Below are 12267 nucleotides of genomic sequence, written 5' to 3'. Positions count from 1 at the left end.
GCCCGTATGACGGAATGCTGCACTGCGTATCGCGCAATGGATTTTTCCTTTCCCAATTGCACCCACTTTGATACATTTCGTTCGTTCACCGCTGGAGGGCGGACAGGATGTATCACGACGAACCGATCAAAGTTGCATACGCGTTTCGCGACGGGGCCCATCTCTTCCGGGCTGCCGATCCCCGTACCGGTGATGTTCAGGTCGCCCATGGCGTACCGGAAGTCGCTTATGAGGAAGTAACGCGTACGCTATCGGCACGGGTCGCGGACCATCTTGGCGCTTATGCGCAAGCCCGTCCCCAGTTGGCGTTCAAGGAATTCTGGACATGGCTGCAGATGAACCCCATCGCGGCCATGCCGAACACCCCTTGCCATGTCGAGTTCGCCTGGGAAGTCCGACCCTGAACCCGGTGTGGCAAGTCGCCATGTAGGCGGTATGTGTATGGATTGCTGAACAACTGGCACCCGGCCTCAAAACCGGGTGCCTTTTTTTATTTGGGCACCGGCAAGGAAGGGCCGTCAGCCTCACCCTTCCCCCCGGGGCAATCAGCCCTCAGCCAATCCGTGGCAGGCGTCCCGGATCGGCCGCCAACTCACCCAGAATCTCTTCCACCCGCGCCATGAAGCGGTGGATATGGATGCCATCCACCAGCCCATGATGGGCCTGGACCGCGATGGGGAAGCGCAGCAAACCCCCGGCCCTGGTGAATTTGCCGATGGCGATATTGGGGATGGAGCAATCGCCAAAACGCGCCATGGGATGCTGGATGGAGGTAAAGCGCAGCCAGGGCATGCAGGTGGTGAAAAGATAATCCCGGTGGGTCATGGGCAGAAGCCGCATCTCCCGCGCCTGGCGCGCCTGCTCCCGATCCGCCAGATAATCGGCAATGAACCGGCCCAGATCATCGGTGAAGGCGACGTTGGAGAAGTTCAGATTATCGTCCGGGCCCAGAACCGTATAGGACATCATGAGATTTCCCACCCGGTTGACGGTGCCATCCAGCACCCGCAGGCGGAAATTCTCGATCTCCATGCTGGCCCGGCCCACGGCATGCAGCATCAGGGCGAAGGGGGGAATGCCGGCCTGCTTGGCAGCAACGGTATAATCGGCACATTCCGCCTCTGCCGCGATATTGACGGCGGGCTGGTCATACTGGCCGAAAAGCGCGACCTGGCGGCTGCGGTCGATCATGGGGCATCCCTTTCATCGGGTTCTGGCGGGGCTGGATAGCCCGTGCGCCATGATCCGGTCAAGCCATGCCCCCCAGGTCAACCGGGGGTAAGGACGGGGGATAATTGCAACCCGATGGGAGAGAAAACCCGTTCCTGCGCTTCGGAACAGACAAGGTGCAGGCGCAGATCGAAGGTGCTGGCCAGCCGGGCCAGATAATATTTCTCCAGATCCAGGATGATCTGGTCTGAGACATGAATCGCAAACAGCACGACGTCATTACCATGGACGGTGAGGTTATAGGATTTCACCGTGTTGTTCATGGCGTGGTTCGACAGGACGATCTCTGCGGTAGCCCCCACCAGATCCGGGACTTCGACACAGGCCCGGATAGTCCCGCGCAAATCATAAGCGCAGCGCCAGTCCCGCCCCCCTTCATTCCACACCGTATCGAAACGCCTTACCTGAGCGGCGGCGATATCGACATGGATATCATCGACCGTAGCGGGGATATGGATCATCGTGCGGCTCCGGCATAGTGGGCAATGGTGGGCCAACATAGGGACGGCAAGAGGGAAACCGCCTTGATGAAGATCAGAAGGGGGCGGTTTCCAGCATAGTCTCCCTCAGCCTGCCAGCCGCGCCAGAAATATTTCCGGCGGAACCGGCCTCCCCGTCAGCGAGATCAATCCTCGCTCCAGCAGAAGATCAAGGTTTGCCACGAAATTATCGGCACAGGCCGGGCGTTCCCAACCTTCCAGCCAGTTCTGTTCCAGGAACGCCATGATGGCTGGCTGGCCCAGTTCCACTTCCCAGAGGATGCCGATCAGGGAGGCCAGGGCCTCCTCCTCGATCCCCGTCTCCAGGTCCACGGCATGATGCTGGTTGGCCTCTGCGATCAACCCGGTTTCCGGTCCCGCTCCCAGCCCGAAATCCCGCAGAAGACGCCGCTCTGGCGTCGCCACCAGCCAATGCCCCACTTCATGGATCAGGACATAGGCTTCCGACCGGGTGCGGATATTGTGACCATCATAAGAGAAGGCCTGGGCCGGCTCCTCATCGATGGTGCCAATGCCGAAGGCGCGGGCAAGGTCCACGCCGGCCTGACGATGTTCCGGCAGATCCACGCCCAAGGGCACCAGAGCCCAGGTGGCGGCGATCCGGTCGAATACATCCAGCGCCATGCTGCCAGCCGGCAGGTTGGCCCGCACATTTGCCAGGGCCTGGGGCAGGATCGTTTCGGGAATAGGGGTCAACTGCATGATAGGATGGGGTGATGCCAGCAGAGGGACGGAAGCCCCATCCTAGCCGCTTCGCGCGGCAAGCAGGGCATTGATCCCTTCCTGCGACAGGTATTGCCGCCTCGCGCCTTCTGCATAGAGTGCGGCTGGGAACAATGCGCGTGCCGCATCATTGACCGTGACATCCACGGCAATCATCAACCGGTCCTGATCCGTGCCATTCTCCACCTGATGCGGCTGGGAGAAATCGCCCGTCCATAATGTGCCAGCCGGGAAAGCGTGTTTTTCATGCCCGATCCAGGTGAAAGCCCCCGATGGCACCTGGACAGACAGCAGCAGCCGCGCAAGCGGCAGATGCAAGCCCTGATGATCATAATGCCAAGCCAGCACGCCCGCCGCCGGCTGGCGCAGGATATGGACACCTTCCAGCACCAGACCCGACAGGGAGAGAACAGACCGTTCCAGCAACGGCAGGTGATCCAGACCCGGATGGCACCGCAGGGCATGGCCGCTGCCATAGGCACCAGGGTTGCTTAACAGGGAAATAGCGGTCCAACCGCCGGGCGCACCGGCGAAATTGTGCTTTTCCGCCTCCGGCGTCGCTGCGATGGCCGACAGGGTCTGGCGGCGCAGCTCGTCCGGGTCAAGCGTGATCACAGATGGGGCGGCCAGCAGCAGGCCGCTGCCGACCGTCAGACGCTGCCAGGGCAGCAGATCATCCATTGCGCCGCTTCATGCGATGGAAGCGCATGACCCGGAAGGCCGGGCGACCTTCTTCCGGCTCCTGGGTGCCCAGTTCCTCCCCCAGATAACCGGTGCGGTCAAATTCGGGGAAGAAGGTATCACCTTCGGGCGTGGCCGCGATTTCCGTCAGATAGACACGGTCGGCCAAGGGCAGGAACATCGCATAAATCTGCGCACCGCCGATCACCATCACTTCCTGCACGCCGGCCTCTTCGGCCAAGCGCTTTCCTTCTGCCAGGGCGGTTTCCACATCATGGACCACAATGGCGCCCTCGGCCTGGAAAGCCCGATCATTCGTCAGCACGATATGCGGCCGGCCGGGCAGCGGCTTGCCGCCAAAACTGTCCCAGGTCTTGCGGCCCAGGATCATGGGCTTGCCCATGGTCACCTGTTTGAAGAAGCGCAGGTCGCTGGGCAGCTTCCAGGGCATCCGGCCCTGATGACCGATAACCCCATTGCGGGCGACGGCAGCGATCACGGTAATCAACAAGACTGGCTTCTCCGATAGGGGTGCGGCGCAAAAGATGACATTAGCCATGCCCCGCGTTAATGAAAAGGCTCGCAGCACGAAGCCCACCAGCGGAACCAACGATCCATGCGCCATCCTGAATACCAATATCTCGATCTGATGGCGCATATCCTGGAAAAGGGCGACCGGCGGGTGGACCGCACCGGTGTCGGCACCCTGTCCAGCTTCGGCGCCATGATCCGGTTCGACCTGTCGGACGGCACCGCCCCCATCCTGACCACCAAGCGGGTCTATTGGAAAATGGCGGTGAAGGAGATGCTGTGGTTCCTGACCGGCGGCACCAATATCCAGCCGCTGCTGAAGGAGAAGGTGACGATCTGGACGGACTGGCCGCTGGCAGCCTATCGCAAGGCCACGGGTGAGGCGATTTCCCAGGCCGATTTCGAGCGCCGCGTTGTCGAGGATGATGATTTCGCCGCCCGCTGGGGGGAGCTTGGCCCTGTCTATGGCAAGCAATGGCGCCGCTGGCTGGGGCCGGATGGGCGGGAGCATGACCAGATTGCCGGCCTGATCCATGGGCTGAAACACACCCCCGCCAGCCGCCGCCTGCTGTTCCATGCCTGGAACGTGCCGGATGTGCCGGATATGGCCCTGCCGCCCTGCCATATGGTCTATCAGTACCATGTGACCACGGATGGCAGGCTGAACAGCCTGATGTTCCAGCGCTCCTGCGACCTGTTACTCGGCGCACCCTTCAATTTCACCGGGGCCGTCGCCCTGCAATTGATGCTGGCCCAGCAGGCCGGGCTGACGCCGGGTGAGTTTGTCTGGATGGGCGGGGATGTCCATCTCTACCTGAACCATCTGGACCAGGCCCGCGAACAGATCAGCCGTGCCCCGCGGCCCTTCCCCCGCCTGTCGCTGGCCCGCAAGGCGGACAGCATCGATGGCTACCGGATTGAGGATTTCGTGCTGGAAGGGTACGACCCGCACCCGCCGATCAAGGCCGATGTGGCGGTTTGATCCATAACCCCCTTCCATTCCCCGAACCGACCGCCTATATACGATCTTGTCGGGGCAACCCGACTATGGGGATAAACGCGGTGTGGAATAGACGTTGCGGACCCGGGGGCGGTACCCGGCGCCTCCACCATTCCCCCTCCGGTCAAGCGGTTATCGTGGCTGCCGGCGGGTCAATGGGGGCGAACTAGGATCGACGCGCGTAATAAAGGCACAGTCTTCTCCCGGCATGATACCGCCGTTATCGGGTCAAACCTCATAGATGCCAACGATAACTCGGCGTCTGACCTTCGCATGGCTGCCTAATTCCCCCTAAAGGGCGTTAGTCAGTTAGCTTAGTTCGCAGCCCGGGGGGAGCTGGGCAACAGAATCCCCCCACCTTCCTCGATCTGAAATCAACATCACTGGCATTCAGCCGCCCCTCCTTTAAGGGAGCGTCGCGCAAGACTATTGCGCGCCGGTACTGCTGCGCTGCCTGTGCCAGTCAGTTATTCGCGTCCAATGCTTGATTATCGCTCGATAATAGGATTGTCTTGGCAGATATCGGGTGGCGGTCGATGGCCGGCGCCCTTGTCTTGCGGGCGCGATGTCCCGCTTTCGTTGATCGCCAGGGGTTTAGGGTACCGATGTCCGAGGATCTGATCCGCTATGACCGCATGGTCGAGGCCGCCAAGCGCAGCGTCGTGCGCCAGGCCTTGCGCGAAGCCTTGGACAGGGGCGGGGTTCTGCCAGGTGAACATCATTTCTATGTCACCTTTCGCACCGATGCGGATGGGGTGGAGATACCGGATTATCTGCGGGCCAAATACCCGTCGGAAATGACCATCGTCCTGCAGTACCAGTTCTATGATCTGACTGTGGAAGCCGAGCGGTTCGGTGTGACGCTCAGCTTTGGGGGCGTGCTGCGCCGCCTGGAAATCCCCTTCGTCTCTATCGTCACCTTCGCCGATCCGTCGGTGAATTTCGTGCTGCAGTTCCAGCCGGATGATCTGGCGGAAATCCTGCCCGAAGAGGATGAAGAAGAAATGGTCGAGATTGCCGAGACCGCTGACATCACCGCCGATGCGGAAGAAGATGCCCCCCGCCCCACCGGCACGGTTGTGGCACTGGACGCTTTCCGTAAAAAGTAAGCTCTGCATTTACGGGCTTTGAAGGGGCGGCCGCCATGCCGCCCTTTTTTATTTTCCATTTTCGCACGATCGTTCCTTTCCTCTTGACCTGCCCAGGGGCTTCAGGCGTCCTGTGGGAAACTGACAAGATCAGACCCAGGGAGGAAAAGAATGACCGAACATGTACTGGTATCGGACGACAATCGCGTCCGCCACATCACGCTGAACCGGCCGGACAAGCGCAACGCGCTGACCGCCGCCATGTATGCCCAGATGGCCCAGGCGCTGACGGAGGCGGCATCCGGTACGGATGTGCACGCCGTGCTGTTTCAGGGCAGTGGCGGCTTCTTTACCGGCGGCAATGATATCGGCGATTTCCTGGCCAACCCGCCCGCCGACGATAAGGCCCCGGTCTTCCAGTTCCTCTATGCGCTGGTTACCAGCCCGCTGCCGCTGGTGGCGGCGGTCGAGGGGCAGGCTGTGGGCATCGGCACCACCATGCTGCTGCATTGCGATCTGGTCTATGCCGCCCCTGATACCCGCTTCCATGTGCCCTTCGTCGATCTGGGGCTGGTGCCGGAAGCCGCCAGCAGCATCCTGATGCCGCGTACCCTGGGCCATGCCACGGCAGCGCGCATGCTGATGCTGGGGGAGCCGCTGAACAGCGAGGAGGCGAAGGCCGCCGGCCTGCTCTCCGGTATCGTGCCGGCGGCCGATCTGGCCGCCACCGCGAAGGCAAAGGCAGAAGCCCTGGCGGCCAAGCCCGCCAACGCCATGCGCCATACCAAGGCCCTGATGCGACCGGGCCAGGCCGAGGTGCTGGAGACGATTCGCAAGGAGGCCGATATTTTCGGCCGCTGCCTGCGCTCCCCCGAAGCGATGGCCGCGTTCCAGGCTTTCATGAGCAAGGGCCGCAAATAATCACGCATAGGCGGTAAAGGCGGGGCGGTATCACCCCTGCCTTTACCTTTAGTGGCTCTGGCGGTGTGCGTCCCTTTCGGTTAGAGCTTGTGCGCCTTCCGAATAATGGGATCTGAACACCCGATGCGTCGCCTTCTCGCCCTGTTGCTGACCGGGACCGCCGCCTTGGCCGCCTCGTCCCCTGCCCTTGCCCAATCCGCCCTGGTGGGGACGGAAACGACAAATGTCACCGCCCCTCTATGGGAAGCCGGTGTGCTGGCCGCCGGTGGGTATGTTGCCCATTATCCCGCCTCTTCCCAGGGCCAGTTCCGCGGCCTGCCGATTCCTTACCTGATTTATCGCGGCGACACGTTGCGCATCGGCGATAACGGCATCATCCGCGCCCGTAAGGAATTTGCCGATGACCGGCTGGAGCTGGATATCGGCATGGATGGCGCCTTCGATGTCGACAGCAAGGATAATAATGCGCGGCGCGGCATGCCCGACCTGGACCTGCTGATCGAAGCCGGGCCGGAAGTCACCTGGCATTTCAACCATAAGACGGACCCGCTGCAGATTGATCTCAGCCTGGAAGTGCGGGCCATGATTGCCGCGGAGTTCATCTCCTTCAGCTATGAAGGGATCACCGTCAATCCGCAGCTCAGCCTGTTCGACCGCGCTTTCCTGGGGACCAACCTGCGCGCCTATGCCTCGGTCGGGCCGGTCTTTGGCTATGATGGCGTGAACGAGTATTTCTATCAGGTGGACGCTGCCTATGCGACGCCGGACCGCCCGGCCTATCGCGCCAAGAGCGGCTATATCGGCACCGAGACCACGCTGGGCCTCGCCTACCCGGTCAATGACCGGCTGCTGGTCTTCACCGCTGCCCAGGTCGGTTACTATGGCGGCGCCGTCAACCGGGACAGCCCGCTGCACCGTGATAATGTGAATGTCAATGTCGGGGCCGGTCTGCGCTGGTCCTTCTGGCAGTCGGAAGCCCGCGTGCCGGTCTTCAACTGACCGCGGTGATGGGATGAGGGCCGGCGCCCCCATCCCTTCCGCCCCCCTGAGGCCGGGCAAAGAAAAAGGGGCTGTCCCTGACGGGCAGCCCCTTTTCAATTTACCGGTTAAGCCAAGCCTGGAAGGCTTGATCCCGACCGCTATCAGTGCAGCTTGCCCGGCAACTCGCTAATGGCCTGATTGACCAGCGCGGTGTTGCGGTTGCTGTCCAGATTATCCACCAGCAGCTTTTCCGTGGCGGCGACGGCAATGTCCACCGCCAGATCACGGACCTGCTGCAGGGCCTGGGTTTCGGCCTGGGCGATCTTGTCCATGGCCTGCTGCTGGCGACGCTTCAGCGCCTGTTCCAGATCAACCGCGGCCTCGGTACGGATACGCTCGGCTTCCTCACGGGCGGAAGCGATGATGCCTTCCGCTTCCTTCAAAGCGTCACGCTGCTTGCGCTGGAACTGCGCCAGGGCGGCCTGGGCATCCTCACGCAGCTTCTGCGCCGCTTCCAGCTCCGCCGCGATGCGACGGCCACGATCATCCAGCATGCCCACAATGGACTTGCCGGCCATCTTGGCCACCAGCAGGACGAAGATGACGAAGGAGACGCCAAACCAGAAATTGCTGTCGTGAAGCATCACGCACGCTCCTTCAGGACGGTTTCGACAGCACCGGAAACCGCCTCGGCCGGCAGGTCAACACCCACCAGACGGGAAACGGCAGCCTGCGCGGCCTCGCCCGCCACGGCGCGGACATTGCCCAGGGCAACCTGCTTGGAAGCCTGGATGCGCTCCTCGGCGTCACGGGCACGCTGTGCCAGATCGGCCGACAGCTCGCCATTGCGGCGGGCGGTCTCGGCATCGGCGGCGGCAACGGCCGTGGCCAGCACCTGCTGGGCATTGCCACGCGCTTCCGCCAGCGCCTTCTCATAGGCCTGCATCACGCTCTCGGCTTCCGCCTTCAGCGCACTGGCCTTTTCCAGATCGTTGGAAATCTTTTCCTGGCGGGCTTCCAGCACCTCGGCCACCCGCGGCAGGGCAACCTTGGACATCAGCCACAGCAGCAGACCGAACGTGACGATCAGCCAGAAAACCTGCGAGGAATAGCTCGCGGGGTTGAGCTGCGGCAGACCGCCCGAATGATGCTCCCCTTCCGGGGCGGCAAGCACGGGGCCGACCGCAAGAAGGGCCACCGTCAGGGCCGACGCGGCACCGGCGCACAGGCGCGAAAAGCGTTGCACAGGCATTGAAGCACCCATTCACTGCTGACCCTTATGACGGGCAGGACGCCCGGCATCGGATCACGCCAATTCCATCAGCTTGGGAACCAGGGAAACCATAGATCCCCATAGAGACACCGCCGCTGCCCGGCCAAGATGGTCCGGCAGCGGCGGCAATCCCGGCGCTGAAGCCCTGCCACCCGATAAGGCGGCCGGTCACGAACCTGTAAAGCGATTAGCTGAACAGGATCAGGAAGGCGATGACCAGCGCGAACAGGCCGGTGGCTTCCGTCAGGGCGAAGCCGATGAAAACGAAGGTCTTGTAGGAGTTCAGCGCGGCCGGGTTACGGGCAGCAGCCTGGAACAGGTTGGAGAACAGGTTGCCGAGGCCGATGCCGACGCCCAGCAGAGCGAACATGGCCAGGCCAGCACCGATGTACTTTGCGGCTTCAGCTTCCATTTTGAAGATCCTCTAAGTTGGAAGTGTCTCTTGGATGAAGACGGGTTGGACAACCGGAGATGCTTAGTGCATCTCCAGCGCGTCACGCAGATACACGCAGCTCAGCAGCGCGAAGACGTAGGCCTGAATGCCGGCGACCAAGAATTCCAGGGCGAACATGGCGACATTCAGCAGCACAGGCAGGATACCGATGGCAGCGCCGGCACCGCCGGCAGCCAGCAGGGACACCGTGAAACCGGCGAACACCTTCATCATCGTATGGCCCGCCAGCATATTGGCGAACAGACGCACGGACAGGCTGATCGGGCGCAGGAAGTAGGAGATCACTTCGATCGGCACGATCAGCAGGGCCACCAGGAACGGCGTGCCGTGCGGCAGGAAGAAATGGAAGAAATGCATCCCGTGCCGGGCAAAGGCCACAACCGTCACCACCAGGAACACGAACAACGCCATCACGAAGGTGACGATGATGTGGCTGGTGAAAGTGAAGGAGTAAGGGACCAGGCCCAGCACATTGCCGAACAGAACGAACACGAACAGCGAGAAGATCAGCGGGAAATATTTCCGCGCCTGCGGACCCGCATTCTCCCGCACCATGTCCGAGACAAGCTCATAAAGCATTTCCGCCATGGACTGCAGACGGCCCGGCACCATGGCGCGGCCACGCATGCCGAAAATCAGCAGCCCGGTGCTGACCAGGACGGCCAACACCATGAACAGGGCGGAATTGGTGAAGGACAGGTCGAAGTCGCCAACCGGGAGGCTGACCAAGCGCTTGACCTCGAATTGCTCCAACGGACCAGCCACGATGCCTTCACTCCCCACCGTCCTGGTCTTTCCAGGACTTTGCATACCCCGCCGCATATCCATGACCATTGGCCACGCGATACACGTTCATGAAACCCGCTATCGCCCCCAGGAGGACCATGATGATCATCCCGAAAGGCTTGGTCTCCAACCAGCGGTCAATCCCGTAGCCCACCAAAAGGCCCAGCAGGACGCCCGCAACCAGTTCCACCCCGATACGGACACCCAACGACATATCGCTGGCCGAACTGCCACCCCCTTGCGGGTCTTCGGGCTTGTCCAGGCCGGCATTGCGCCGGGCCTCCCGCAAACGGGCGTCCAGTTCCTCCAGCGAGGGGGGAGTGCGTTCATTCGTCACGAAGCGTCTCCCTTCCGCCAGGGATGTTGGTTACCATGCGAAAGCGGCGGCACCATACGGGCAGGCCCCACCCCTGTCAAGGGTGCACCCCCCTTAGTCAAACCTTTAAAAATCAATGACTTAGCACTTACGCATAGGTCCGATGCTGCACCGCATCGCATCAAATCGATAGAGGATGCCGTTTTTTCGACCAAATCGCCTGTAGTGACCATGGCGGCGTTACCTCGCATCCGTCTTTTTCGCCAGTTCGGCACGCAGGGCGGTGACCAGTTCATCCGCCGTCACCCCGTTGCGGAACAGGCTGATGAAGTGCCCGTCCCGGCCCATCAGATAGACGAAGGTCGAATGGTCCATCATGTAATCCGGCCCGTCGCCGGCTTCCTTGGACCGGGCATAATAGGCCCGATAGGCTTTCGCGGCGGCGGCGACCTGTTCGGGCGTACCCGTCAGGCCGACAATGCGGGGATGGAACAGGTTGACATATTCGGCCAGCACTGCCGGGCGGTCACGCTCGGGATCAATGGTGATGAAGAGGGGCTGAACCTGATCCTGCTCCTCGGGCGATAACTGGTCCATGGCCTGGGCAATGGTCTGCAGCTCGGTCGGGCAGATATCAGGGCAGAAGGTGAAGCCGAAAAAGACCAGCATATAGCGGCCGGCATAATCCTGATCCGTCACCGGCTGGCCGGTATGGTCTACCAGGGAAAAGGGGCCGCCCACGCTGGCCGTGCCGGTACCGGCGGCCCCGTTGGTTGCGGCGGCGCGCCTTTCATCATGGCGGATGGTAGTCCAGGCCAGAATCCCGGCAATCGCCAGGCCGAACAGACAGGCAAGCGCGATGCGCAGCAGACGGTCGCGTTTCATTCAGGTATCTCTCTGGGCACCGGCGAAGGATCTTCCCTTGGTAAAGCATCCGCTGCCGGCTGCAAAGCGGAGGTGGGATATGAATGGGAAATGGTGGCGGGGCACCGCCCTGGCGGTCATGGCGTTGGCATCCTTCGCGGCATCCCCCGCGATTCACTCCACCCAGGCAGCAACGGGCTGCGACGATAAGGGGTTCCATTGGTCGGACGGATCACCGCGCCTGAATTTGCGGCATATTTTCTGTGGTGAGATCAAGAATAACGGCGACCCTGTTGGGCTTCACAGCAAGGCGATGGCCGCCACATCCCCCATTATTGCCGGTATTGATGCCAAACCCGCCGGGCCGGACGGGCTTTATGGCGCCACGGTGCGTTTCAGCAATGGGCGGGAGAAATTCTCCAGTTTCTTCCCCGACCGGTGCAGCAGCGCGCAGATCGAGAAATCGATTCGCTTCGCGGCTTCCAATAAATATGGCGATGCAAGGCCCTGGGGCTTTCTCGGCTGCTCCGCGCCGAAGGAGCGGGATGAGGGTTATTGTGTAGGGGATGATGGCAAGCGGCTGGTCATCCGCTATGGCACCAACCGGGACGGCGACATCAACACCGCCTTCCCCCTGATCGGACAGGATTGCCCATGACGACGAACGAGGAAACCGCCGCCTGGCTGACCGACTGGCTGGAATGCGACATGCTGGGGGACGAGGCCGCCATCATCGCCTTTACCGAGGCGCTGGCAGGGCATGCTCCCTCCCCGGCCCGCCGGATCGGGAATGCCTATGCCGCCAGCGTCACGGGTGACGGGCTGGTGCTGGAAACGCTGATGCAGGACGGGCTGCCCCCGGTCACCATCCCCGCCGACACCGCCCTGTCCGCGCTGCGCCGGGCGCTTTAACCCGGCA

At 61.9% G+C, this 12267-nt stretch carries 18 protein-coding genes and 1 other RNA gene; 8 read left to right on the top strand and 11 right to left on the bottom strand.

Features of this window, described 5'->3' with window-relative positions; translation table 11 throughout:
• The first annotated feature begins 107 nt into the window (after nucleotides 1-107).
• Complete coding sequence (locus G473_RS0115420; protein WP_029013842.1) at nucleotides 108-404, top strand: hypothetical protein; 297 nt, start codon at nucleotides 108-110, stop codon at nucleotides 402-404.
• A gap of 148 nt (nucleotides 405-552) precedes the next feature.
• On the opposite strand, the gene G473_RS0115415 is transcribed toward G473_RS0115420, so the two are convergent.
• From G473_RS0115415 to G473_RS27170, 5 genes are all read right to left on the bottom strand, one after another.
• Nucleotides 553-1191 (bottom strand): CatA-like O-acetyltransferase, encoded by a 639-nt coding sequence (locus tag G473_RS0115415; RefSeq protein WP_029013841.1) that lies wholly within the window; start codon nucleotides 1189-1191, stop codon nucleotides 553-555.
• Between the two features lie 77 nt (nucleotides 1192-1268).
• Nucleotides 1269-1691: a hypothetical protein gene (locus G473_RS0115410; protein WP_029013840.1), complete on the bottom strand. Its 423-nt coding sequence runs from the start codon at nucleotides 1689-1691 to the stop codon at nucleotides 1269-1271.
• 105 nt (nucleotides 1692-1796) lie between these two features.
• On the bottom strand, nucleotides 1797-2432 hold the full coding sequence (locus G473_RS27175; RefSeq protein WP_051330330.1) for an elongation factor P hydroxylase: 636 nt from the start codon (nucleotides 2430-2432) through the stop codon (nucleotides 1797-1799).
• A 42-nt stretch (nucleotides 2433-2474) separates the two neighbouring features.
• Nucleotides 2475-3134, bottom strand: coding sequence for an aspartyl/asparaginyl beta-hydroxylase domain-containing protein (locus tag G473_RS0115400; RefSeq protein WP_029013839.1), 660 nt, complete (start codon nucleotides 3132-3134; stop codon nucleotides 2475-2477).
• The gene (locus G473_RS27170) at nucleotides 3127-3645 is read right to left on the bottom strand and encodes a dihydrofolate reductase (RefSeq protein WP_051330329.1); all 519 of its coding nucleotides are present in this window, start codon (nucleotides 3643-3645) and stop codon (nucleotides 3127-3129) included. The genes G473_RS0115400 and G473_RS27170 overlap by 8 nt, the downstream gene beginning before the upstream one ends.
• 105 nt (nucleotides 3646-3750) lie before the next feature.
• On the opposite strand from G473_RS27170, the gene thyA reads away from it, so the two are divergent.
• The 5 genes from thyA (at nucleotide 3751) to G473_RS0115375 (ending at nucleotide 7673) form a co-directional block, all read left to right on the top strand.
• Nucleotides 3751-4647 (top strand): thymidylate synthase, encoded by an 897-nt coding sequence (thyA, locus tag G473_RS0115390; RefSeq protein ID WP_029013838.1) that lies wholly within the window; start codon nucleotides 3751-3753, stop codon nucleotides 4645-4647.
• Nucleotides 4648-4655: 8 nt separating this feature from the next.
• Nucleotides 4656-5024, top strand: a transfer-messenger RNA (tmRNA) gene (gene ssrA / locus G473_RS29970).
• A gap of 246 nt (nucleotides 5025-5270) precedes the next feature.
• Entirely contained in the window at nucleotides 5271-5774 is a 504-nt protein-coding gene (locus tag G473_RS0115385) for an SspB family protein (RefSeq protein ID WP_029013837.1), read from the top strand.
• 150 nt (nucleotides 5775-5924) lie between these two features.
• A complete protein-coding gene (locus G473_RS0115380) occupies nucleotides 5925-6674 on the top strand; it encodes an enoyl-CoA hydratase-related protein (RefSeq protein WP_029013836.1) in 750 nt (249 codons plus the stop codon).
• Nucleotides 6675-6797: 123 nt separating this feature from the next.
• A complete protein-coding gene (locus G473_RS0115375; RefSeq protein WP_029013835.1) occupies nucleotides 6798-7673 on the top strand; it encodes a MipA/OmpV family protein in 876 nt (291 codons plus the stop codon).
• A 143-nt stretch (nucleotides 7674-7816) separates the two neighbouring features.
• On the opposite strand, the gene atpF is transcribed toward G473_RS0115375, so the two are convergent.
• From atpF to G473_RS0115345, 6 genes are all read right to left on the bottom strand, one after another.
• On the bottom strand, nucleotides 7817-8299 hold the full coding sequence (gene atpF / locus G473_RS0115370) for a F0F1 ATP synthase subunit B (RefSeq protein ID WP_029013834.1): 483 nt from the start codon (nucleotides 8297-8299) through the stop codon (nucleotides 7817-7819).
• The gene (locus G473_RS0115365; protein ID WP_051330328.1) at nucleotides 8299-8907 is read right to left on the bottom strand and encodes a F0F1 ATP synthase subunit B family protein; all 609 of its coding nucleotides are present in this window, start codon (nucleotides 8905-8907) and stop codon (nucleotides 8299-8301) included. Before G473_RS0115365 ends, atpF begins: the two co-directional genes overlap by 1 nt.
• Nucleotides 8908-9115: 208 nt before the next feature.
• Nucleotides 9116-9340 (bottom strand): F0F1 ATP synthase subunit C, encoded by a 225-nt coding sequence (locus tag G473_RS0115360; RefSeq protein WP_029013832.1) that lies wholly within the window; start codon nucleotides 9338-9340, stop codon nucleotides 9116-9118.
• Between the two features lie 63 nt (nucleotides 9341-9403).
• A complete protein-coding gene (locus tag G473_RS0115355) occupies nucleotides 9404-10147 on the bottom strand; it encodes a F0F1 ATP synthase subunit A (protein ID WP_029013831.1) in 744 nt (247 codons plus the stop codon).
• Between the two features lie 7 nt (nucleotides 10148-10154).
• Complete coding sequence (locus tag G473_RS0115350) at nucleotides 10155-10505, bottom strand: AtpZ/AtpI family protein (RefSeq protein ID WP_029013830.1); 351 nt, start codon at nucleotides 10503-10505, stop codon at nucleotides 10155-10157.
• 219 nt (nucleotides 10506-10724) lie between these two features.
• The gene (locus tag G473_RS0115345; protein WP_029013829.1) at nucleotides 10725-11369 is read right to left on the bottom strand and encodes an SCO family protein; all 645 of its coding nucleotides are present in this window, start codon (nucleotides 11367-11369) and stop codon (nucleotides 10725-10727) included.
• A gap of 79 nt (nucleotides 11370-11448) precedes the next feature.
• Between G473_RS0115345 and G473_RS0115340 the strand changes: the two genes are divergently transcribed.
• Together G473_RS0115340 and G473_RS0115335 are read left to right on the top strand one after the other, a co-directional pair.
• The gene (locus G473_RS0115340) at nucleotides 11449-12006 is read left to right on the top strand and encodes an EndoU domain-containing protein (protein WP_029013828.1); all 558 of its coding nucleotides are present in this window, start codon (nucleotides 11449-11451) and stop codon (nucleotides 12004-12006) included.
• Nucleotides 12003-12260 carry a hypothetical protein gene (locus G473_RS0115335; protein WP_029013827.1) on the top strand — a complete coding sequence of 86 codons (258 nt, stop codon included), beginning with the start codon at nucleotides 12003-12005 and terminating at the stop codon, nucleotides 12258-12260. The genes G473_RS0115340 and G473_RS0115335 overlap by 4 nt, the downstream gene beginning before the upstream one ends.
• The last annotated feature ends 7 nt before the right edge of the window (nucleotides 12261-12267 follow it).

Origin of the sequence: Niveispirillum irakense DSM 11586, assembly GCF_000429645.1 — a bacterium.
GTDB classification, from domain to species: domain Bacteria; phylum Pseudomonadota; class Alphaproteobacteria; order Azospirillales; family Azospirillaceae; genus Niveispirillum; species Niveispirillum irakense.
This window is presented reverse-complemented; position numbering and strand designations above follow the sequence as displayed.

Bases quoted from the DNA above. Each gene is read 5' to 3' on its own strand.
- G473_RS0115380 (WP_029013836.1), top strand. From the start codon at position 5,925: ATGACCGAACATGTACTGGTATCGGACGACAATCGCGTCCGCCACATC.
- G473_RS0115345 (WP_029013829.1), bottom strand. From the start codon at position 11,369: ATGAAACGCGACCGTCTGCTGCGCATCGCGCTTGCCTGTCTGTTCGGC.
- G473_RS0115340 (WP_029013828.1), top strand. From the start codon at position 11,449: ATGAATGGGAAATGGTGGCGGGGCACCGCCCTGGCGGTCATGGCGTTG.
- G473_RS0115365 (WP_051330328.1), bottom strand. From the start codon at position 8,907: ATGCCTGTGCAACGCTTTTCGCGCCTGTGCGCCGGTGCCGCGTCGGCC.
- G473_RS0115415 (WP_029013841.1), bottom strand. From the start codon at position 1,191: ATGATCGACCGCAGCCGCCAGGTCGCGCTTTTCGGCCAGTATGACCAG.
- thyA (WP_029013838.1), top strand. From the start codon at position 3,751: ATGCGCCATCCTGAATACCAATATCTCGATCTGATGGCGCATATCCTG.
- G473_RS0115385 (WP_029013837.1), top strand. From the start codon at position 5,271: ATGTCCGAGGATCTGATCCGCTATGACCGCATGGTCGAGGCCGCCAAG.
- G473_RS0115375 (WP_029013835.1), top strand. From the start codon at position 6,798: ATGCGTCGCCTTCTCGCCCTGTTGCTGACCGGGACCGCCGCCTTGGCC.
- G473_RS0115410 (WP_029013840.1), bottom strand. From the start codon at position 1,691: ATGATCCATATCCCCGCTACGGTCGATGATATCCATGTCGATATCGCC.
- G473_RS0115360 (WP_029013832.1), bottom strand. From the start codon at position 9,340: ATGGAAGCTGAAGCCGCAAAGTACATCGGTGCTGGCCTGGCCATGTTC.
- atpF (WP_029013834.1), bottom strand. From the start codon at position 8,299: ATGCTTCACGACAGCAATTTCTGGTTTGGCGTCTCCTTCGTCATCTTC.
- G473_RS0115420 (WP_029013842.1), top strand. From the start codon at position 108: ATGTATCACGACGAACCGATCAAAGTTGCATACGCGTTTCGCGACGGG.
- G473_RS0115335 (WP_029013827.1), top strand. From the start codon at position 12,003: ATGACGACGAACGAGGAAACCGCCGCCTGGCTGACCGACTGGCTGGAA.
- G473_RS0115400 (WP_029013839.1), bottom strand. From the start codon at position 3,134: ATGGATGATCTGCTGCCCTGGCAGCGTCTGACGGTCGGCAGCGGCCTG.
- G473_RS27175 (WP_051330330.1), bottom strand. From the start codon at position 2,432: ATGCAGTTGACCCCTATTCCCGAAACGATCCTGCCCCAGGCCCTGGCA.